Origin of the sequence: Hymenobacter yonginensis (assembly GCF_027625995.1) — a bacterium.
Lineage (GTDB): Bacteria > Bacteroidota > Bacteroidia > Cytophagales > Hymenobacteraceae > Hymenobacter > Hymenobacter yonginensis.
In genome coordinates, this window is the sequence record NZ_CP115397.1 from 12,423 (window position 1) to 31,798 (window position 19,376).

18 protein-coding genes and 2 pseudogenes are annotated in these 19,376 nt (G+C 64.0%); 8 read left to right on the forward strand and 12 right to left on the reverse strand.

Annotated elements, in window-relative coordinates:
* Window positions 1-44: 44 nt before the first annotated feature.
* The 4 genes from O9Z63_RS20110 to O9Z63_RS20125 all read left to right on the forward strand — a co-directional run bounded on the left by O9Z63_RS20110 (window position 45) and on the right by O9Z63_RS20125 (window position 6,389).
* The gene (locus O9Z63_RS20110) at window positions 45-1,286 is read left to right on the forward strand and encodes a TolC family protein (RefSeq protein ID WP_270129475.1); all 1,242 of its coding nucleotides are present in this window, start codon (window positions 45-47) and stop codon (window positions 1,284-1,286) included.
* A gap of 1 nt (window position 1,287) precedes the next feature.
* Window positions 1,288-1,899 (forward strand): hypothetical protein, encoded by a 612-nt coding sequence (locus O9Z63_RS20115; RefSeq protein WP_270129477.1) that lies wholly within the window; start codon window positions 1,288-1,290, stop codon window positions 1,897-1,899.
* Entirely contained in the window at window positions 1,883-3,028 is a 1,146-nt protein-coding gene (locus O9Z63_RS20120) for an efflux RND transporter periplasmic adaptor subunit (RefSeq protein ID WP_270129478.1), read from the forward strand. Before O9Z63_RS20115 ends, O9Z63_RS20120 begins: the two co-directional genes overlap by 17 nt.
* Before the next feature lie 157 nt (window positions 3,029-3,185).
* The gene (locus O9Z63_RS20125; RefSeq protein WP_270129479.1) at window positions 3,186-6,389 is read left to right on the forward strand and encodes an efflux RND transporter permease subunit; all 3,204 of its coding nucleotides are present in this window, start codon (window positions 3,186-3,188) and stop codon (window positions 6,387-6,389) included.
* Between the two features lie 317 nt (window positions 6,390-6,706).
* On the opposite strand, the gene O9Z63_RS20130 is transcribed toward O9Z63_RS20125, so the two are convergent.
* Window positions 6,707-7,582, reverse strand: coding sequence for an NAD(P)/FAD-dependent oxidoreductase (locus tag O9Z63_RS20130; protein ID WP_270129481.1), 876 nt, complete (start codon window positions 7,580-7,582; stop codon window positions 6,707-6,709).
* 69 nt (window positions 7,583-7,651) lie between these two features.
* On the opposite strand from O9Z63_RS20130, the pseudogene O9Z63_RS20135 reads away from it, so the two are divergent.
* Window positions 7,652-8,355 (forward strand): annotated as a pseudogene (locus O9Z63_RS20135) (ABC transporter ATP-binding protein).
* 22 nt (window positions 8,356-8,377) lie between these two features.
* On the opposite strand, the gene O9Z63_RS20140 reads toward O9Z63_RS20135, so the two are convergent.
* Genes O9Z63_RS20140 through O9Z63_RS20150 form a run of 3 tightly spaced genes read right to left on the reverse strand, consistent with a single transcriptional unit; the run spans window position 8,378 to window position 9,088 of the window.
* Window positions 8,378-8,569: a hypothetical protein gene (locus tag O9Z63_RS20140; RefSeq protein WP_044018000.1), complete on the reverse strand. Its 192-nt coding sequence runs from the start codon at window positions 8,567-8,569 to the stop codon at window positions 8,378-8,380.
* Window positions 8,570-8,608: 39 nt separating this feature from the next.
* Entirely contained in the window at window positions 8,609-8,866 is a 258-nt protein-coding gene (locus O9Z63_RS20145; protein WP_270129483.1) for a HipA N-terminal domain-containing protein, read from the reverse strand.
* A 3-nt stretch (window positions 8,867-8,869) separates the two neighbouring features.
* Complete coding sequence (locus O9Z63_RS20150; protein WP_270129484.1) at window positions 8,870-9,088, reverse strand: helix-turn-helix transcriptional regulator; 219 nt, start codon at window positions 9,086-9,088, stop codon at window positions 8,870-8,872.
* A 337-nt stretch (window positions 9,089-9,425) separates the two neighbouring features.
* On the opposite strand from O9Z63_RS20150, the gene O9Z63_RS20155 reads away from it, so the two are divergent.
* Both O9Z63_RS20155 and O9Z63_RS20160 read left to right on the forward strand, forming a co-directional pair.
* Window positions 9,426-9,863, forward strand: a complete 438-nt coding sequence (locus tag O9Z63_RS20155) for a PD-(D/E)XK nuclease-like domain-containing protein (protein ID WP_270129485.1) — start codon at window positions 9,426-9,428, stop codon at window positions 9,861-9,863.
* A gap of 129 nt (window positions 9,864-9,992) precedes the next feature.
* A complete protein-coding gene (locus tag O9Z63_RS20160) occupies window positions 9,993-11,294 on the forward strand; it encodes an amidohydrolase family protein (protein ID WP_270129486.1) in 1,302 nt (433 codons plus the stop codon).
* Window positions 11,295-11,332: 38 nt separating this feature from the next.
* Here the strand turns inward: O9Z63_RS20160 and O9Z63_RS20165 are convergent.
* The 8 genes and pseudogenes from O9Z63_RS20165 to O9Z63_RS20200 form a co-directional block, all read right to left on the reverse strand.
* A pseudogene (locus tag O9Z63_RS20165) lies at window positions 11,333-12,382 on the reverse strand (PDDEXK nuclease domain-containing protein).
* 266 nt (window positions 12,383-12,648) lie between these two features.
* On the reverse strand, window positions 12,649-12,807 hold the full coding sequence (locus O9Z63_RS20170) for a hypothetical protein (protein ID WP_270129487.1): 159 nt from the start codon (window positions 12,805-12,807) through the stop codon (window positions 12,649-12,651).
* A 134-nt stretch (window positions 12,808-12,941) separates the two neighbouring features.
* Window positions 12,942-14,186, reverse strand: coding sequence for an alpha/beta fold hydrolase (locus tag O9Z63_RS20175; protein ID WP_270129488.1), 1,245 nt, complete (start codon window positions 14,184-14,186; stop codon window positions 12,942-12,944).
* Window positions 14,187-14,569: 383 nt separating this feature from the next.
* Window positions 14,570-15,166 (reverse strand): hypothetical protein, encoded by a 597-nt coding sequence (locus O9Z63_RS20180; protein WP_270129489.1) that lies wholly within the window; start codon window positions 15,164-15,166, stop codon window positions 14,570-14,572.
* 166 nt (window positions 15,167-15,332) lie between these two features.
* On the reverse strand, window positions 15,333-17,222 hold the full coding sequence (locus O9Z63_RS20185; protein WP_270129490.1) for a carboxypeptidase-like regulatory domain-containing protein: 1,890 nt from the start codon (window positions 17,220-17,222) through the stop codon (window positions 15,333-15,335).
* 230 nt (window positions 17,223-17,452) lie between these two features.
* Complete coding sequence (locus tag O9Z63_RS20190) at window positions 17,453-18,091, reverse strand: hypothetical protein (RefSeq protein WP_270129491.1); 639 nt, start codon at window positions 18,089-18,091, stop codon at window positions 17,453-17,455.
* 54 nt (window positions 18,092-18,145) lie between these two features.
* Window positions 18,146-18,457 (reverse strand): hypothetical protein, encoded by a 312-nt coding sequence (locus O9Z63_RS20195; RefSeq protein WP_270129492.1) that lies wholly within the window; start codon window positions 18,455-18,457, stop codon window positions 18,146-18,148.
* A complete protein-coding gene (locus O9Z63_RS20200; RefSeq protein ID WP_270129493.1) occupies window positions 18,447-18,659 on the reverse strand; it encodes a hypothetical protein in 213 nt (70 codons plus the stop codon). The genes O9Z63_RS20195 and O9Z63_RS20200 overlap by 11 nt, the downstream gene beginning before the upstream one ends.
* 252 nt (window positions 18,660-18,911) lie before the next feature.
* Here O9Z63_RS20200 and O9Z63_RS20205 point away from each other — a divergent pair, with 252 nt between their 5' ends.
* Window positions 18,912-19,082: a hypothetical protein gene (locus O9Z63_RS20205; RefSeq protein WP_270129494.1), complete on the forward strand. Its 171-nt coding sequence runs from the start codon at window positions 18,912-18,914 to the stop codon at window positions 19,080-19,082.
* Window positions 19,083-19,376: the final 294 nt, after the last annotated feature.

A 19,376-nucleotide genomic window follows, 5' to 3' on the forward strand; every position in this document is an offset into this window, starting at 1 on the left:
GCAGCAACCGCGGGCAACCCACCGGCTGGTTTTAACCTGATTGTATGAAGTTCTTGAACATAAAAAGCGGAGGCTGCTGGCTGCTGACGCTGGTGCTGCTGGCGCTTGGCTCCGGCGCGGCGCGGGCCCAAACCGTAGTCAGCCTGGACAGCGCCGAGGCCCAGACCCTGCGCCGCCACCCACGACTGCGGCAGTCAGCGCAGGAAATTGAGGAGCAGCGCGCCCTGAAGCAGGGCTCCTTCGCGCCGGCCAACCCGGATTTCCTGTTCTCGGCTCCTACGGGCGAGATGTGGGCGCCGGGCGTGGTGCAAACCATCGATTTGCCCAACGTGTACCGGCGGCAGCGGCAGGTGGCCGAGGCCGGCATCAGCCTGGCCGAGCGTAACCGCGACGTAAGCCGGGCCAGCGTGCTGCGCGACACCCGCCTAGCCTACCTGAGCCTGCAGTTTGCCGAGGCACAGGTGCGCCAGCTCACCTACCAGGACAGCCTGTTTCGGGTGCTGCGTCTGGCCACCGAGCGCCTGTTCACGGCCGGGGAAGTCACCTCGCTGCAGCGCATCAGCACTGACGCCGAAGCCCGGCAGGTAACCGTGTTGCTGCAGCAGGCCACCGCCGACCAACAGGCGGCCCAGCGCCGCCTAGGCCTGCTGCTGGGCCGCCCTGCCGAGGCCCTGGCCACCATTACCGACCTGAGCCGCACCGGCCAGGAGCTGGCTCAAACCGGCACGGCGCTGCTCGGCGGCCTGCCCACCGATGACAGTGCGGCCCTGGTGCGCAGCCCCACGCTGGCCGTCGCCACCCAGAACGTGGCTTTGAGCCAGTCGGGCATCAGTCTGGTGCGGGCCCGGCGTACCCCGGCCCTCACGCTGGGCTACCAGAACCAGGCGTTTGAAAACTCGGCGCTCCGGTACCGCTTTCAGTTTGGCGTATCGGTGCCCGTGTGGTTCTGGACCTACCGCTCGCAACTACAGGCGGCCACGGCCCGCTCCCAGGCGGCCGGCTACCAGCTGCAAACCCAGCGCCTGGAGCTCAGCACCCAGTACCAGCAAGCATTGGCCGACACGCGCAAGTTCGCGGTGTCGCTGGCCTATTATGAGCAGACCGGCCTGCCCCAATCGCGGGCCATCATCAGCCAGTCGCAGCGCCTGTTTCGGGCCGGGGAAGTGAGCTATTTGCAGCTTATCCTGAGTCTGAACCAGGCCTTTGCCATCCAGAACACCTACCTGACGACCATCCGCGAGTACCGCCAGGCCCTCATTGAACTCAACTACCTGCGGGGCGAATAACATGAAACAGCTACTTTTTCTGCTCCTGGGGTTGCTGCTGACCGGCGCGGCCCACGCCCACGGCGGTGAAGACCACAGCGGCACGGCATCGGCCGCTACGCCGGCCGGGGTTACCTCGTTTTCCGTGGCGGCCCTCTCCGAACAGTTCGAGGTGCTGCTGCGCTACGAGCCGCTGGAAGGCGGCCAGCCCGCCGACCTGCGCCTGTTCCTCTCGGATTATGCCACCAACGTCCCCATCAAAGGCGCGAAGCTCACGCTCACCAACCCGGAGGATGCCAACCTGAAATGGGCGGTGAGGGAGCAGGAGCCGGGCATGTATCTGCTGGAGGGCGAGTTTCCGACCAATAAGCCGTACAGCTTTGCGGTGAACATTGTGGCCGGCGAAAAAGCTGACCTGCTGCTGCTCGAAGGCATTAAGGTGGGCGAAAAGTTGCCCATGGCCGATGCACCGCCCGCTGCTAATGCCGGGCTCTTTTCGTCCTGGCAAACCATTGCCGCCCTGCTCGGGGCCTTCGGGCTGGGCATTGGCCTGACGGTTTTGCTGTTGCGCCGTCGCCGCCCGGTTGCGCCCGTTTCCACCCCCGTTTCCGCCACTCATGAAAACCACGCATAAATTTCTGGCCGCCACGGCCGCCGCCGGACTGGTGCTGACCGTGCTGCTGCCCCTACCCGGCCTAGTGCAGGCGCACGGCGGCGAAGACCACGCCGGCACCGCCAAAGCCAGCACCGGCGTGGCCCTCACCGACGAGGTGCTGCTGCCCAAGGAAAGCCAGTTTCTGTTCGAGGTGCGCACCCAACTTGCCGCGTACTCCACCACCTACAGCCGGGCCACGCTCTACGGCACGGTGTCGGCCGCGGCTGGGGGCGAGGGCCGCGTGGTGGTGCCCCAGACCGGGCGCATCGTGAGTTTGGCCGCGCAGGTGGGCAAAACCGTGTGGGCCGGGCAGACACTGGCCGTCATCGAGCAAACCCTGGATGCCACCCAGCAAATCGGCCTCAGCACCGAGCGCGCCAACGCTCAGGCCGAGCTGCGCGCCGCCCAGCAGGACTATGCCCGCCTGCAAACCATTGCCGACATTGCCGCCCGCAAAGACGTGGTAGCCGCCGAGCTGCGCCTGCGCCAGGCCCGCCAGAACGCGGCCATCTACAACGGGCAGGCCAGCCAGCGGCGCGTCAGCATCACCTCGCCCGTGAGCGGCACCGTGGACGTGTTCAGTTTGGCCGTGGGTCAGCAGGTCAATCAGGGCGACGAGCTGTTCCGGGTCATCAACCCCGGCAAGCTGCGTGTGGAGGCTCAGGTGTTTGCCCAGGACTTAGCTAAAGTTACACCCGGCGCGCAGTTTCGGGTGGAAGGCCTGCAGGGCCAGGCGGGCGTAGCGGCCCGGCTGGTGGTGTTTAGCAACGTGGTGAACCCCGTGAACCAGGCCCGGCAGCTGGTACTGGAACTCAATGCCACCGAAGGCAGCGCCTACCGCGCCGGCCAGGCAGTGAACGTGCAGGTAGTAGGCCAGACCGGCAGCGGCAAGCCCCAGCTGGTGGTGCCTACCGCGGCCATCACCGACCTCAACGGCAAGCCGGTGGTGTTTGTGCACACCGAGCCCGAGCGGTTCAAGATTCGCTTCGTGCAGCCCGGCGCCGTCAGCGGCCAGCAAACAGTGCTCCTGCAGGGGCAGGTGAACGAAAACGACCGGGTGGTAACGGCCGGCACCTACCAACTCAAGTCCATCTACCTGAACCAGTAGGCGAAGTAGTAGAACGTCATGCTGAGCTGGCCGAAGCATCTCTACTGCTTCGTTGCAATAGTAGTGGTTGGCCAGAAGTAGAGATGCTTCGACTTCGCCTCCGGCTGCGCTCAGCATGACAGCCACTAATCCACCATCCCACCAATTCCTACCAAGGATGCTCGATAACATCATTCGCTTTGCCCTGCAAAACCGGCTGCTCATGCTGGCCTTTGCCGTGGGGCTGCTGATTGCCGGCACCTACACCGCCAGCCAGCTGCCGGTAGACGTGCTGCCCGACTTGGACCGCCCCCGCGTGACCGTGTTTCTGGAAGCGCCCGGCATGGCTCCCGAAGAGGTGGAAGCCCTGGTGACGCTGCCCGTGGAAACGGCCCTGAACGGGGCCACCGGCGTGTCGGCGGTGCGCTCCAACTCGGCCATCGGCCTGGGCATGGTGTTCGTGGAATTCGACTACGGCACCGACATCTTCACGGCCCGCCAGATTGTGAGCGAGAAGCTGCAAACCACCAGCGAGCAACTGCCCGAAGGCATTACGCCGGTGCTGGGGCCCATTTCTTCGGTCATGGGTCAGATTATGCTGGTGGGGCTGTCGGGCGGCAAGGAAACCAACCCCGCCGACCTGCGCACCCTGGCCAACTACACCGTGCGCCAGCGCCTGCTCAGTATCCCCGGCGTGGCCCAGGTAATTCCCATCGGCGGCGACAACCTGCAGTACCAGGTGCTGCTGGATATGCCCCGCCTGAACGCCACCGGCTTGACCGTGAATCAGGTGGAAGAAGCCCTGCGCCGCTCCAACCTGAACACCACCGGCAACTTCTTTGACCGCAACGGCTCGGAAGTGCTCATCCGCAACCTGGGCCGGCTGCGCTCAGTAGCTGACATCGAAAACATCATCGTGGGCTACCGGGAGCAGTCGCCGGTGCGGGTGGCCGATGTGGCCCGGGTGGAGTTCGGGGCCCGCTTCAAGCGCGGCGACGGCAGCGTGAACGGTCAGCCGGCCGTAATTCTGAGCATCGAGAAGCAGCCCGGCGCCGCCACTGTGGGCCTCACCGAAGCCGTGGAAAAAGCCCTGGTGGAGTTACAGCCTTCGCTGCCGAAAGATGTGCGGGTGAATACGCGGCTGTTCAAGCAGTCGGAGTTTATCGAGTCCTCCATCAGCAACGTGGAGGAAGCCCTGCGCGATGGGGCCATTCTGGTGGTCATCGTGTTGTTTGCCTTTCTGCTGAACGTACGCACCACGTTTATCTCCCTAGTGGCTATTCCGCTCTCGCTGCTGGTAACGGCGCTGGTGTTCCGCGTGGCGGGTATCAGCATCAACACCATGACGCTGGGTGGGCTGGCCATTGCCATCGGCGAGCTGGTGGATGACGCCATTGTGGACGTGGAAAACGTATACAGGCGCCTGCGCGAAAACAAGCAGCGGCCCGACCCGCAGCCGGTGCTGCGCGTCATCTACGCGGCTTCGTCGGAGGTGCGCAACTCCATCGTGTACGCCACCATCATTGTGGTGCTGGTGTTTTTGCCGCTGTTTGCGCTGGAAGGCATGGAGGGCCGCATTTTTGCGCCGCTGGGCATTGCCTACATCACCAGCATCGTGGCCTCGCTGTTCGTGTCGCTGACCGTGACGCCGGTGCTGTGCTACTATCTGCTGCCGCGCATGAAGCAGATGGACCATCCCGAAACCGACGGCGGACTGGTACGCTGGCTGAAAAAAAAGGATACGCGCCTGCTTACCTGGGGCCTGCAGCGTCCCAAACTGGTGCTGACCTCCACAGCTTTATTGTTTGTAATGGCCGCGGCCATGGTGCCCTTCTTCGGCACCGAGTTCCTGCCGCCGTTCAACGAAGGCTCCCTCACGGTCAACTTCTCGGCCCCGGCGGGCACCTCGCTCACCGAAAGCAACCGCCTGGGTACGCTGGGCGAGCAGCAGATGCTTAAGATTCCGGAAGTGGCCTACACGGCCCGCCGCACCGGCCGCGCCGAGCTCGACGAGCACGCCGAATCGGTCAATAACTCGGAAATCGAGGTGGCCTTCAAGACCGAAGCCGAACTCGAAAAAGCGGGCAGAACCATGCGCAGCCGCGACGAAATCCTGGCCGACATGCGCCAGAAGCTCAGCCTGATTACGGGCGTGAACGTGAACATCGGCCAGCCCATTTCCCACCGCCTCGATCACCTGCTGTCGGGCGTGCGGGCCCAGGTGGCCATCAAGGTATTCGGCAACGATTTGCTGGAGCTGCGCCGCTACGCCAACGAGGTGCGCGCCGCCGCCGGCACGGTGCCCGGCGTAGTCGATTTGCAGGTGGAAAAGCAGGTCCAGATTCCGCAGCTCCTGATCCGCCCGCGCGACGAAGCGCTCCGCGCCTACGGCATGGCCCGGGGCGAAGTGGTGCGCGACCTGGAGACGCTGTTTCAGGGTGCCGTGGTATCGCAGATGCTCGACGGGCAGAAGCGCTTCGATCTGGTGGTGAAGCTGCCTGAAGCCCAGCGCAACGACATTGCGGCCATCAGCCAGACCCGCATCGAAACGCCCGGCGGCGCTATGATTCCGGTGAGTGAAGTGGCCGACGTGGTGTACGAGCCCGGCCCCAACACCGTAAACCACGAAAACACCCAGCGCCGCATCACCATCTCGCTGAACGTGGCCGAGCGGGATCTGGGCTCCACGGTGAAGGAGATTCAGGCCAAAGTCAGCCAGCAGGTGAAGCTGCCGCCGGGCTACTACCTCACCTACGGCGGGCAGTTCGAGAGCCAGCAGTCGGCATCGCAGAAGATACTGTGGCTGAGCTTGTTTTCGCTGGCCGGCATCTTTTTGGTGCTGTTTTCGCACTTTAAATCCTCCTTGATGGTGGGTCAGATTATGCTCAACATCCCGCTGGCGCTCATCGGCTCGGTGGTGGCGGTGCTGCTCACGGGCGGCACGTTCAGCATTGCCTCACTGGTGGGCTTCATCACGCTCACCGGCATTGCCTCGCGCAACGGCATCATGATGATTTCGCACTACATCCACCTCGTCGAGCACGAAGGCGAGAAGTTCGGCCTCCCCATGATTATCCGCGGCTCGCTGGAGCGGCTGGTGCCGGTGCTGATGACAGCCTTAGTGGCCGCCCTGGCCCTGGTGCCGCTCACGCTTGCCAAGGACGCGCCGGGCAAGGAAATCCTGTATCCGGTGGCCACCGTCATCCTTGGCGGCCTGCTTTCGTCCACGTTCCTCGATATTATCGTAACGCCGGTGGTGTTCTGGCTGGTGGGCGAAAAGGCCCTGGCGCAGTACTTCGCGGCGCACCGGGAAACGGGCCTCGATGACCACCCGCAGGAGCTCGACGCGGCGCCGCTCACCCCGCCGGTCGATGCCGGATAATAGGCTGCCTTTCCGGCATGCACGGCGCATTTCAGCGGTTGCGCAGCCTGCCCGCGTCTGCTCATCCGGCCGCCGCGAGCACGCAGTTCGGCAGCAGGAGGCTATAATGCATGAAGCCGCTACGCGCAGTCAGGCTGGAGCAGTGAGGACTCGCAGTGATGGTAAATGGGGACAGGACATTTTTTCACTAGGTGACAACGGCGCGACACCGGGAGTGCGGCACCACCCGGCGGGAGGCAGGCAGAGCGGAGCCCATCGAAAGGCGGAGGCCCGGGCCACGTCAGCTGGCGGGCGCGTAGTCCTGGAAGATCAACGTGTTATTGAGCAGGGCCGCCGCGCCCATGCCGGCCGCGGCCGCGGCTACCACCTGCTGGAACGGGCTGGTCAGGTCGCCGTCGGCGTACACGCCGGGCACGCTGGTCAGGCCCATACCATGTGGTTTGTATATAGATGCCGTCGTCGGTAAAGGCGCAGCCGAGCTGGGCGGCCAGGTCGGTGCGCTGCTGCTGCGGCACGCGGGCAAACACGGCCGCCACCGCGAGCCGGGACTCGTCGGCAAAGGCCACCGTTAGCCCACCGGCCGGCGCGGGCTCAAGGGCCGCCACCGGCGTTTCCAGCACCCGGATGCCCAGCTGCCCGAGCGTGGCGAGCTGGGCGGCGTCGAGTTCGGCGGGACCGTCGGTGCAGAGTACCGGACCGGGGGCCCAGTGATGCAGCAGCACAGCCAGGTGGAAGCCCAGCGCGCCCCGCCCGTAGAGGGCCAGCGGCTGGTCGCGGACTTCCCGGCCGTGGCAGTAGGGACTGTGGTACACGCCCCGGCCCCAGAGCTCCCGGAAGCCGGGAATGGCGAGCAGCACGTCCACCACGCCGGGGGCCAGCAGCAGCGTGCGGGCCGTTACTGCCGTGCCTTCGACCAGCTCCAGGGCGAAGCCGCCCGGCACAGCGCGGGCGGTTTGGGCCAGGGCCGCCCGGATTTCCACCCCGTCGTAGGGCTGTAGCTGCTCGCGGCCCAGGCGCAGCAGCTCGGCGGGCGGGGTGCCGTCGCGGGTGAAGAAGTTGTGGGCGTGGGCGGCCGGGACATTGCGGGGCGGGCCGCCGTCGAGCACCAGCCCGCGGCGGCGCGAGCGGCCCAGGGTGAGGGCCGCGCTCAGGCCGGCGTTGCCGGCCCCTACGATAATGGTGTCAAAATTCATGGAGGAGATGATTTGTGGAAGATGGGATGAGGCGGATTGCCGGGGGTGGGCCAGTGGTTTAGCACGCAGATGCGCCGGGTAGTGAAGAGCGGGTTGGCGGCGGCCGGCGCCGCCGACCGCCCGGCCCTGAACAACCTTAATCTAACCATCGCGCCGGGCGAAAATTCTGTTTGCTGGGCCAGAACGGGGCCGGCAAAACCACCACCATCAATCTGTTTCTTGGGTTTCTGCAGCCCACGGCCGGCCAGGCCCTGGTGGGCGGGCTGAGTGTAGACGAGCACCCGCTCGAAACCCGGCGGCGGCTGGCCTACCTGCCCGAAACGGTGATGCTCTAACCCAACCTCACGGGCCTGGAAAACCTCAATTTCTTCGCCTCCCTGGCCGGCTTCCGCTACTCCGCCTTGGAGCGGCATGACCTGCTACTGCGTTCCGGGCTGCCCGCCGAGGCCCACGCCCGGCGGGTGGGGGCCTATTCTAAGTGCATGCGCCAGAAAGTGGGCATTGCCATTGCCCTAGCCAAGCAAGCCCAGGCCCTGCTGCTCGACGAGCCCACCTCCGGCCTTGACCCCAAAGCCAGCAACGAGTTTTCCGAGCTGCTGCTGGCTCTGAGCCAGGCGGGCACGGCCATCCAGATGGCCACCCACGACATTTTCCGGGCCAAGGAAGTGGGCACTCGTATCGGCATCATGCGCGAAGGCCAGCTGGTGGAAACCCTGCCCACCCACAGCCTCACGGTCAGCGAGCTGGAAACCCTCTACCTGCAAACCGTGTAGCCCGGGCCGGCGTCCTGGCGGCTCAGGAAGGCTGGCACTCGCGGTAGGTGCCGGACAGCAGATAGTCGCGGGCCTGGGCCTCGAATTTGGCTGGCAGCGTCACGGCCGGAATGACCACCTGGTTGAGGCAGAAGATGTGCTGGCAGGCCGTGCACTTGAAGTGCACGTGGTTGTCGAAGTGGGCCTGGGCGCTGCACTCAATGGAGCGCGGCAACCTGCAGGTAACAACGGGTCACTTTCGAGGTCAAGTATATTATCTAACGTCAAATACCGGTGATTTTAATGTCGGGTTGATGCTGAGCTGGATTTGAGGCCAGCCAAGCCGGCTAACCTTAATTAACGCGTCTATTAATGCCAGCCAGGGCTGCTCCCACAGGGGGAGCGTGAGACTGACCGGCTCCGCGCCGGCCCGCAGCCGGTAGGCCGGCGTGTAGGCGAAGGTATAGCCCTGCTCATCCTGGGTCAGGTGTCCCACCACTTCGCTGCGCATCCGTACTTCCGCCCGGCGCATGACTTATTCCGGTTCTGGTGAGCGACTTACCGGTACTGGCCCCACCTCGTGCCCGAACAGCTGCAGCACGGCGTTGACCTTATCCAGGCGCAGGGTTGCTTTGCCCTGTTCCAGCTCGCGCACGAAGCGCAGCCCCACGCCCGCCTTGGCTGCCAGGTCGGGCTGCGAAAGCTGCAGCAAACGGCGGCGCTGCTTTACAAATTTGGCCAATGTATGTGGCATAATATATACCCGTTCGGGTGTAATAAGTAGCTGAACCAGATGTATCGTACCCTATCGGGTATGAAGATGGTGAATGCAGAGTAGGTTATACCTCATCGGGTATAAATTATTCGCTGTAATCTGCGGGTCCAAACCCAGCACCGCGCCCTGCCCCAGGTCAGCAACACCGACCTGAGCAGCCTCAAAAACGAGTTGCTGAGCCTCACCCGTCATCCCCAACCCCGTAGCGCTGGCCTACGGCATCCACCTCCATACCTCCACCCTCGAACCCGCCACCTATGCCCGCACCGACGAGCGCGGCATCAAGTGGGCCGACCTGGAAACGCTGGTCCGCCAAGTGCGCCGCCAGCGCTACTGCCGCGACCTGCTCTACCGCGGCCACGCCGAACAGTCCTACATTGCCATCCACGCGGCCACCGGAGTAGGGGGGAAGCTCCGCCCGGACCTGTTGGTGCGCAGCCGCGCCGGCCGCCAGCTCACGCTCATCGACTTCAAAACCACCAGCAGCCCCGACCTGGCACACTTCCTGATTACCATCGAGAAGTACGACTACGACCGCCAAGCCGCCCTATATCTGGACGCCCTGCAGGCCACCCGCTTCCTCATCATGGGCGTGCAAAAGAAAGCTACGCACGCAGTCTGGCGCGGCGAGCTAACCGCCATGACCGGCCTGCTCGAGCAGGGACGCAAGAAGTACAAGCGGCTAATGCATGCTCTTAGCCACCATCCACAAGCGCCGACGCCGTTGCACAGGCAGCAGCAGCCGAATAACTAGATAACTTGCCACTGCGAGTCAGGCAGGGAGTAATAGCCGTCAACCATACTGCAGCTTGGAAACGCCGGCTACAACTCCCTGCCGCATTTTTAATTAGCCTCCATTCTACTTCCCGAATACGTTCTACCAATGAAGTATTGCTATTTGCTACTGCTCTGCCTTTTTTCCCTTGTGGGCAACAGCCAATCCCTGAAAAAGGCTGACAGAAGCTACGTCTTCCGGGGAGTGAACGTGGTGGATGTAGCGTCGGGATCAATCGTCTCCAACACCAATGTCCTGGTCAGCAATGGGAAGATTGTGGCAGTTGGGCGCCACAAGCCAAAGTTTCCTAAGGGCACGGTGGTGCTGGATGCAAAAGGCAAATTCATCATGCCCGGCATGTACGACATGCACGCCCACTTTCCCAACGTCGATGGCGAACCCTTTCCCGTGGACGAATACCTGTTGCTCAACCTGTCGCGGGGCATCACTTCTCTCCGGATCATGCGGGGCGCGCCGGTCGTATTGGAGTGGAAGCAAAAGATCCAGAACGAAGAGGTAATCGGGCCTTCTCTATTTGTGGGTTCTCCCGCTCTGGTGGTCGACGAAAAGTTGCAGCAGCAAGCTCTGCGCCCGCTCCTGGCAGGCTACCAGCGGCAGGGCTACGATTTCATCAAATACCTCGGCGGCAACAACCAGGGGGTGTACGACTCCATTAACCACATCGCGCAGCAAATCGGCCTGAAAGTCGCCGGTCATGGGCCACCCATGGGCCTGGAGGCCGCCGTCAACGCCGGTCAGTCGTCGGTGGAACACATCGAACCCTTCATCGGCCTCTATTTATACGACAGCACGCGCTATGCCGCCGCCATGACCAGGTTCGTGGAGAAAAAGCTATGGTCATGTCCTGACCTGTACTGGTACCAGATTTACGGGTATCAGATTCCGAAGCCGCAGCTGCTGGCCTCCCCCGGTATTGAGTACGTTCCGAAAGAGATGGTAGCCCGCTGGGAAAAAGAGCTGTACGCCATCGATAGCACCACCCTCAAGCGCAAATACGATGCCTATGCCCTGCGGGTAAACACGTACAAAAAACTGTTGCCGCGCAAGGACAAACAGGGGGTTAATCTACTGGTGAGCCCCGGCGACGGCGTGTTTGTAATCCCGGGGTACAGCTACTTTGAAGAAATGAAGCTGTTCGCCCAGTGCGGTATCAGTAACGCTCATATCTTGGAAGCGTGCACGTCCAACGCTGCCCGCTATTTCGGAGAGGACAACCGGGGTAGAATTGAAGCGAATCAACCTGCCGATATCGTGTTACTCGACGCGAATCCACTGCTGGACATTGCAAATACTACCATGATCAGTGGAGTAATGGTGCGTGGCCGGTGGTTTTCCAAGAAGGAGCTAGACGAGAAATTGGCGGCCATAAAGAAGAAGTACACCAACTGACCGCGCATCCGTAACCACCCACACGGCCACGCCTGATCTTATTGAGTAGGGCTAGATGAAGTATGCGGCGCTGCTGCACTATGCCCGGCAGGCCCCTGACCCGACGCCGCCCGCTTCCCGAACACGGCATCCAACTCTTCCGACGTCGGCAGGCTGCGGCGCAGCTCCGCGGGCAGGGTAGTGGTAAGCTGCCACTCGGCCACGCCAATAGGCTGACTCAGGCCGCGCAGCGCGTACTCTGCTACCACCCGGTTCTGGCTTTTGCACAAAATCAGCCCGATGGTGGGCTGGTCGGTCGGGTGGCGCAGCAGGTCGTCGGCCGCCGCCAGGTAGAAGTTCATCTCGCCGCTGTCCTCGGGCCTGAACTCACCCATCTTCAGGTCGATGACAACAAAGCACCGCAGCTTAAGGTGATAGAACACCAGATCCAGGTAGTAGTCCTGTTCACCGACTTCGAGGTGGTATTGGCTGCCCACCAGCGCAAAGCCCTTGCCCAGCTCCAGCAGGAAGGAGCATACATGTTCGAGCAGGCCCCGCTCCAGGTCCCGTTCCTGCGCCTCCAGCTCCAGGGAGAGGAAATCGAAGGTGTACGGGTCCTTCAGAATCTGCTGCGCCAGCTCCGACTGCGGGGCAGGCAGCGTGCGGCTGAAGTTGCTCACCGCCCGTCCCTGCCGGTGGTAGAAGCCGCTTACCACCTGCGCGGCCAGCACGTTGCGGCTCCAGCCGTTTTCAATAGTCTGCTGCACGTACCACGCCCGCTCGGCTGAGTCTGCTACCTTATCCAGTAGGCGAACATTATGGCCCCACGGAATTTGTGCAACAAGCTGTTGCACAATTGCCGGCTCTGGCCAGGCCTGCGCAAAAGCCCTCATGTACTTGAGGTTACGAGGGGAGAAGTCCGAGGCTTACAGAAACTCCTGCCGCAGGTCCTGCGCCAGCTGGTCAACCACTTTGGCGCCCCAGCCCTGCTGCTCCTACTGTTGCAGAATACTGCGGCCGATGCGCCAGTACAGCTGTACCAGCTCCGAATTCACGGCCAGTGCCGCCCGCACCTGCGTCTCGCGGATGTTAGCCTTTAGCTCGTTCAGAAACTACAGATAATCAGATGGTAGCAAAAGAGCAGACATAGGTAGCGAAGATAAACAGGCCCAAAAGAAACGAAGACCGCTCACGCAAAATGACTAGTGGCCCTTGCCTCGCCTCAGGGCCGTTATTACTTACCCCACGGCTATCTTCCCGGCATCGTGCCACAGGAACCCCGGCAGCGGCGTGGCCAACTCCCAGGTAATAGCCATGGGCCGATTACCCTTATGGCTCATGTACCGCACCGGCCCAAGAAACATATACGGCATCGTTAGCCCTGCCGCATCCTGGTTCCGTTCGCACACGAACAGTTGAGCGCGTTCATCTGCGCGGCCGCGTCCTCGGCCGCCCCGATGGCATCGGCCAGCAGCTTGGTGTAGCGCCGGGCTTTCCGGTCGGCTTTGGCCCGCAGGCGGATGGCGCGCGTCATGCGCCGCTTAAATGAGGTCTTATACGCGGTAAACTGGCCTAGTGAGGCCTCCGCTGGCAGGCGGCGGGGCGGCAGGCAGCAGAAGTGTGGCCTGCCGTCCCGCCGTACGTGCCCATCACTCCGCCAGTCCGGGGCTAACGGCGGCCGGCGAAGAACTCCAGCACGGCTTGGTTGAACTCCGCGGGAACTTCCGTGGGCGCCTCGTGGCCGGCTTTGCGGAAAATCTTAAGTGTGGCGCGGGGCAGTTTGGTGGCTATCAGATCCGTGTGCTCCCGCCTGAAGATGTCGTTCTCGCCCGCCATCACCAGCACCGGCACGTTGACTTGGGCCAGCGCCTCCGGCGCGATGTGCGGCTCGGTGAGCAGCAGGTTTTTCAGCCGGTACTCCATATCCGCCTCCGTCACGCCGCGGCCTTTCATCTCCGTCAGCTGCCGGCGCAGCTGCGCGTTCAGCTTCGGCGACACCGATTTGTCGTCGTTGTAGAGCACTGCCGCCATCGAGGCCAGCTGCCGCACCTTGCCCGGGTGCCGCATGGCCAGCAGCAGGCCGATGTTGCCCCCGTCGCTCCAGCCTAGCACGCGGGCGCTGTCCACGCCGAGCACCTCCAGCAACGCGGCCGCATCGTCGGCAAACAGCTCGTAAGTGAGCCGGGTGGTGTCGGCCTGCGAGTTGCCCTGGCCCCGGCTGTCGAGCGCAATCACCTGGTAGCTTTTGGCCAGCGCCGGAATCTGCTGGCTGAAGGCGTTGATGGACGAGTTGTTGCCATGCAGCAGCAGCAGCGGCTCGCCCGCGCCGTACAGCTCGTAGTAGAGGCGCACGCCGTTCACGGTGGCGTACCGGCCTCGCCGCGTGTTGTCGCCGTACACCTCTGATTCCGCCCGGGAGTTATCAATCAGCAGCGACTGCCGGCCGGAGCGGGCCTTGTCGGTGGTCAGCCGCACGTTGGCCATCTCCTTATACTCCCCCACATACCAGGGGCGTAGCGTGTCGGCCTCAAAGCCCGCGTTGCCCAGCGGCACGCTGACTGTTTTGCCCTTGCTGGTGATGAGCAGCTCGAAATCATCGAAATAATACCGGCCCCGGCCGGAAAAGAACATGCCCACCGACAGTTTATTGGCCTGGCGGTCAATCCGCCCGGAAACCGACAGCGCAGTCCAGGCCCCAGGCTTGTAGCTGTCCATCCCGTACTTATCGAAGTAGGACTTGATGTTCTTCTTGTCCAGCGAGGCGACGGCGCAGGCGATGGCACCCCCATGGCGCGCCTTGTCCTCAATCAGCACCTGGCCGCGCACCTCGAACGTGGCGTTCGGATAAGCGGCTACGTCGACCGTCTGCAGCAGATAGGATAATTTCTCTTGAGCATGAGCGGCCAGGGCCATACACAGCAGCACAAGCAGGAGTAGCGGTTTTCTCACGGTAGCAGAACAGAGAGTGAAAGCGTGTAAGCATAGGGGTGGGCGTAGCCGTGCTGCCGGCTGGAACCGGGGCGCAGAAAGACCGGCCCGTACCGGGGAGGCGGGGCCGGCCCAACGGTATGGTGCGGGTTTCCTCAGAAATCAGGCCAGAGCAATCAGGCCAGGCTGGTAGATAACGTGCGCCCGGTACGCCGGCGGCCGGGCTGCCACTCGTCTTGGCAATCCGCTAGCGGGCGATCTGGCCGCCGCTTCTTCTGCCGCATGCCGCTGCAGCCCGGAACCATCTATCCCCAGGCTGGACAGCGGACATCCCAACGCGTGCAGCCGGCGCGGCTGGGTGCCGGGCCTTAGAGCCGGTCCCAGGCCGTGCCGTTGCGCTCCTCGAACCGGATCAGCCCATCGGCTTTGGTCAGGCACATGAGCACCACCGCCCGCGACCCTGAGCCGGGGGAAAAGGGGCCGTTGCACCACACCGCCGGATAGGTGCGGCCCGCGAAGGTGGCGGGCGCCAGCGCCTGGGTGCCGTTCTCAATCTGCTGCAGCGGCGGCTCCACGCTGCTGAAGCCCATGGACAGCCGCGCCTCCGTCCGGGAGGAATTTTGCGCCGCCAGATAGAACCGGATGAGGTGTTCTGCCCCCTTGCCGGTGGAATCGGTCCGTTCCAGCGTGCGCGTGGCATACTCGCGGTAGTACGCGGGGCATGGGTCAACCCCTGAGCCGGCGCCGTCCATCTTTCCTTCGGCCTCAGTCACGCGGTAGCTGCGCACGTAGCCCGTGCCGGCGTTGCGGAACCGCAGCACCGCTCCCTTGGCGTACGGATCAACCCAGGCGCGCAGGCCGGGCGTCAGCGGGTACTGGGGCAGGTTGTCGGTGTCGCAGACCTTGTCGCAGGCCGGGCAAAGCAGCAGTAACCCCGCTGCTAGGGGGAATAGGTAGACGCGCACAGCGTGAGAGCAATAAGCGATACAGAATAAGCAGGCGGAAATATAGGAAAAGGGAATGCTTTCAATCCGGTAGCGGGCGCGGCCCGCCGGCCAGGCCCGCGCTTTCGCGCCGCGGGGAAAGGGCTGCCGGCCGGCAGGGCGGCACCCAGTCCGGCCGGCCCGCCGCTTACCGGCGCACCAGAAACCGGGTCTTCTCCCAGCCCAGGCCCGTGAAGAAGGTCAGGAAGTAGACGCCGGTGGGCAGATGATCCACCCGCAGCGCCGCTTGGTGGCGCACCGGGGCCGCGCGCAGCAGCACCTTGCCCGCCGCGTCGGCAACGAACAGCTCCTGCACGTCACCTTCCAGCTCCACGTGCAGCACGTCGGCGGTGGGGTTGGGGTAGCACGACCAGGCGTAGCGCCGGCCGGGCCGGGTGGCGGGGGCCGCCGTGCTGTCGCGGGCAGCGGTGTAGCGGGCAGCGGTGTAGCGGCCGGAGAGCGTGCCGGGCCGGCGGCCGGCCGTTGCGGCCGGCACCTGGCAGTCGGTGGTGGCGGCGTAGCGGCCGATGATCTTCACCAACAATGCGTTGAGCTGCTCCACCTCGAACCGGTCGGTGGTGGGCTTGAGGTGGGGGTTGCCCACGCCGCTGTCGTCGGTGAGAAACACGTAGGTGCCGTTGGTGGCCAGGGCCAGAGCGCGCAGCAGGTACTCGGTGCTTTTGTCGATGCCGCTGGCCGCCACGGGAATCAGGCGGATGCCCTGGGCGGCGGCCTTGAGCACCGAGCGCTGCAGCGAGGCCAGCACCTGCGGGTTTTCGTGGGGCGGGGCGTCGAGAATCAGAAACAGCAGCCGCGCCCGGGCCTCGGGGGCCCAGGCCAGCTCGTTGACGGCCACGTCCAGGGCCTGGTCGACGGCCTCGGGAAAGTCGCCCCCGCCGCCGGCCTGCTGGGCGCGCAGGAAGTCCAGGGTCTGGCTCAGGTTGGCGCTTAGGTTGGTTTGGCGGGTCAGGTACTCGTCGCCGGCGTCGCGGTAGAACACGCTGCCCACGTTGAGCGTGACGCCGGCCAGCGAGTCGCGTACCTGCCCAATGACGTCTTCCAACTCGGCCTGCAGGTAGCGGATCTCGTCGCCCATCGAGCCGGTGGCATCCACCACGAAGGCCACGTCCACCACGGCCGGCGTGCGGCAGGGCCGCGGCACCCGGATGCTGTTGAGGCCCTGCTGAAAGCGCGTGGGCTGGCGCACGGTGTAGGTCTGCCCGTCCACTAGGGCCTGCAGGCTGGCCACCTGCCCGGGGCCCGCGGCCGGCCCGGCCGTGAACAGGTTACTCCAGAGCTCACACCGGCCGGTGTTGTCGGTGCGGGCCTGCCAGAGCAGCAAGTCGCGCTGGTCCTTGAGCTGCACGGCCGCCCCTACCACGGGGTAGCCGTCCTCGGTCAGCAGCTGGGCAGTGTAGCGCTCCAGGGGCCGAATGCGCCACTGCTCGCCCCAGCGGCTCAGCTCCTGCTGGGCAATGTCGGGCCACAGGTGCCACTTGCCGAAGTCGTTGACTTCCCCGGCCGTCAGCACGCCCGCGCTGGTTTTCAGACCCGAAGAGCTGGTTTCACGCTTGGACCGGGTGCTCAGCTCGGCGCGGGACGGGGCCGCCAGGGTGCTCAATCCCCGGATCCGTATACCGGGCGCGGCCCCCTTCACCGTGCTTACGGCAGCGCTGATGTGGCTGGTTCCGGAGGGAGCATGCCCCGTTACCACCACTTCGGACAGGGCCTTTGCGTCAGCTTCCAGCCACACCGTTACCGAATCGGGCCGGCCGGCGAGGCTGATTTCCTGGAAAACATAGCCAATTGAGGACACGAAAAGGCGCGGGGCGTGGCCCGAGACAGCGAGCGTGAAACGGCCCTGCGCGTCAGTGGACGCGCCGTTGGTAGTGCCTTTTTCCAGCACCGTGACCCCGGGCAGGGCTAGCCGGCTGGCTTTGTCGCGCACAATGCCCGAGACGGTGGTGGACTGGGCGGCGGCGCCCCGGAACACAAGTAGCAGCAGCAGAAGTAGCAGCAGCGGGAGAGAGTTTTTCATGGCAGCAGGCGGGCTGGGTGCACCCCGCCGGGCCGGCTTCTTCCGGGAAGCCGCGCCCGGCGGGCCTGCCAGTCTGATGCCGCGCCGATGCCGTTTGCACACGGCCGCCGCCGGTTTTTTTCTGCCGCCGCCTGCGGCCCGGTCGCGCGGGCCGCATAAAAGCAGGTCCGGCCCCGTGTGGCCGCCGGACAGGCGGCCGCACGGGGCCGGGCAAGGTGCTGCGACGGATATTACCGCGCGGTGACGCGGACGCGGGCTTTGCGGCGGGGCTTGCGGCGGGCCTCCATCTCAGCCAGCAAATCAACAACCAGCTGCACGGGGCTTTCCTGCATCTTCCCGGCCAGGGCCTCGATGGCGCTCAGTGACAGCCGCCCCGGGTTTTGCTGGGCATCGGTCAGCGACTCGGCCCCGATGCGCATCGTCCGGCACAGCTCACGCACGGTGAAGCCGGCCTTGCCGTCGGGGCGCGGGTGGTAATGGATGATACTGCTGAGCGTGCGCTTGCCGGCCGCCCGGGGCCGGGGCGTCGGGCCTGCAGTTGCCTTCGCCTCGTCAGCCGGCACGTCGGCGGCCGCATCGGTTGCGGGCTGGGCGGGGCGGGCACCGTCCGGTCCCGGCAGCGCCTCCAGATGCCGGGCCAGCCGGTGCAGGTCGTGCCAGTGCAGGAAAACCTGCTCGCCCTTTACCAGCAGATCGGGCTGCTGGCGCAGAAAGGCTTCCTCCCAGGTGGGCCAGCTCGGGTCGGGAAAGTACTGGGTGAGCCACTGCAGGGTGAAGCTCATGGCCCTGGCAATCAGCGGGGCTGAGGCCTGCCGGAACGGAATGCGGGTGGGCGTGTCGGCGGTGGGAAGTCCGGTTTCAGCTGACATACGGGTAACGATGGAGTAAGCCTTTAATGAGGGAGTAGTCGGGAAGGGGCGGCGTCAGTCGGCCCGTCCGCGGGCCGGGTGGGGGCGGGTTTGGCTGCCGTGCAGCAATTCGTGCTCGTGCCAGTCCTGGCGTATCTGCCGGGCTTCGGCCTGCAGAGTCTTGCGGCGCTCATTAAGGACTTCCAACAGCGTGCCGACCACCTGCGCGCCCGCTTCCCGTTCGATGGGGATGATCAGTGTCCTGGTTGCTGAGTGCAGCGTCAGGGCCGTGATGCCTTCCAGCTCCAGGGCCAGCATCTGGTGCTGCCAGGCCCGGACCGCCTTGCGGGCCTGGCGGATTTGGCGGAGTTGCTTGCTATACCCCATGGTTGGCCGAGGCAGTAGGAGTGGAGAGGATGGCTGCCTGGCGGCGGGCCAGCACAGCGGGTAGTTCGGCCAGCCAGTGGGTGAGCTGCCCGGTATCCTCACATTCGTGGATGCGGTGGTTGGCCAGTAGCTGCTCCAGCGGGGAAAAGAGCGGGTTGCCGAAAAATGCGGCCGACAGGGCGTGCCGAAGCTCTCCAGGCACAGGCTGCCTGGTTACATGAGTTTTCATGTAATTTTGGGATAAGGTTTGTAAGAACCCTACCGTAGTGCCTGCTCATACAGGTGCTATAATGGAGGTCATCCCTTGCCGGGGATGACCTCTTTCGCTTACTACGGATCGGGTTGTTCAGCTTGAACTGAACAAATGTAATGAGTAAAACAATTAAAATACAAGCAAAAATCTTGTGTTTTAATTGTTTTACTCCCGCTTTAGTGTAACTCCTATCTTTGCCTCATGAAGAGTGAAGAAGCGAAGCCAGTACGCAAGCCCTTGCTGAGCATTGAATGCGAGTCGAAAGAGCAGAAGGAGCTGTTCGCCAGGGTGGCTAAACGCCGTGGTGTGACTACGGCCGCGCTAGTTCGGCTGCTGCTGCTGGATGAAGCCCGGCGACTTGGTGTTGATTGAACTGACTTACCCATTTGGCCAGGCCCAACCCTGGTTCAATAACCGGCCCGTTGCCCCGCAACACATCACGACTTGGTCGACATCAGAGAGACAGAGCAATTTGGTCTGCCTCAGTACCGTGACAGTGTAGTTCGACTAGGTGTATAGTCCCAGGATGTGATGGTGTATTTTCCGGTCTGGAATTACGCACAACGTTATGGGACGAATACGAAGAATGCTTCATGGCAGCGCCCGCACAACGCAGGCAGTACAGCGCGCTTTCCAACGTAGCCAAGAAAGCCTGCAAGCGCTAGC

Excerpts from the sequence above, each read along its gene's own strand:
- O9Z63_RS20110 (WP_270129475.1), top strand. The coding sequence starts at position 45 with ATGAAGTTCTTGAACATAAAAAGCGGAGGCTGCTGGCTGCTGACGCTG.
- O9Z63_RS20115 (WP_270129477.1), top strand. The coding sequence starts at position 1,288 with ATGAAACAGCTACTTTTTCTGCTCCTGGGGTTGCTGCTGACCGGCGCG.
- O9Z63_RS20120 (WP_270129478.1), top strand. The coding sequence starts at position 1,883 with ATGAAAACCACGCATAAATTTCTGGCCGCCACGGCCGCCGCCGGACTG.
- O9Z63_RS20125 (WP_270129479.1), top strand. The coding sequence starts at position 3,186 with ATGCTCGATAACATCATTCGCTTTGCCCTGCAAAACCGGCTGCTCATG.
- O9Z63_RS20130 (WP_270129481.1), bottom strand. The coding sequence starts at position 7,582 with ATGAATTTTGACACCATTATCGTAGGGGCCGGCAACGCCGGCCTGAGC.
- O9Z63_RS20145 (WP_270129483.1), bottom strand. The coding sequence starts at position 8,866 with ATGCGCCGGGCGGAAGTACGGATGCGCAGCGAAGTGGTGGGACACCTG.
- O9Z63_RS20150 (WP_270129484.1), bottom strand. The coding sequence starts at position 9,088 with ATGCCACATACATTGGCCAAATTTGTAAAGCAGCGCCGCCGTTTGCTG.
- O9Z63_RS20160 (WP_270129486.1), top strand. The coding sequence starts at position 9,993 with ATGAAGTATTGCTATTTGCTACTGCTCTGCCTTTTTTCCCTTGTGGGC.
- O9Z63_RS20170 (WP_270129487.1), bottom strand. The coding sequence starts at position 12,807 with ATGACGCGCGCCATCCGCCTGCGGGCCAAAGCCGACCGGAAAGCCCGG.
- O9Z63_RS20175 (WP_270129488.1), bottom strand. The coding sequence starts at position 14,186 with ATGGCCCTGGCCGCTCATGCTCAAGAGAAATTATCCTATCTGCTGCAG.
- O9Z63_RS20185 (WP_270129490.1), bottom strand. The coding sequence starts at position 17,222 with ATGAAAAACTCTCTCCCGCTGCTGCTACTTCTGCTGCTGCTACTTGTG.
- O9Z63_RS20190 (WP_270129491.1), bottom strand. The coding sequence starts at position 18,091 with ATGTCAGCTGAAACCGGACTTCCCACCGCCGACACGCCCACCCGCATT.
- O9Z63_RS20195 (WP_270129492.1), bottom strand. The coding sequence starts at position 18,457 with ATGGGGTATAGCAAGCAACTCCGCCAAATCCGCCAGGCCCGCAAGGCG.
- O9Z63_RS20205 (WP_270129494.1), top strand. The coding sequence starts at position 18,912 with ATGAAGAGTGAAGAAGCGAAGCCAGTACGCAAGCCCTTGCTGAGCATT.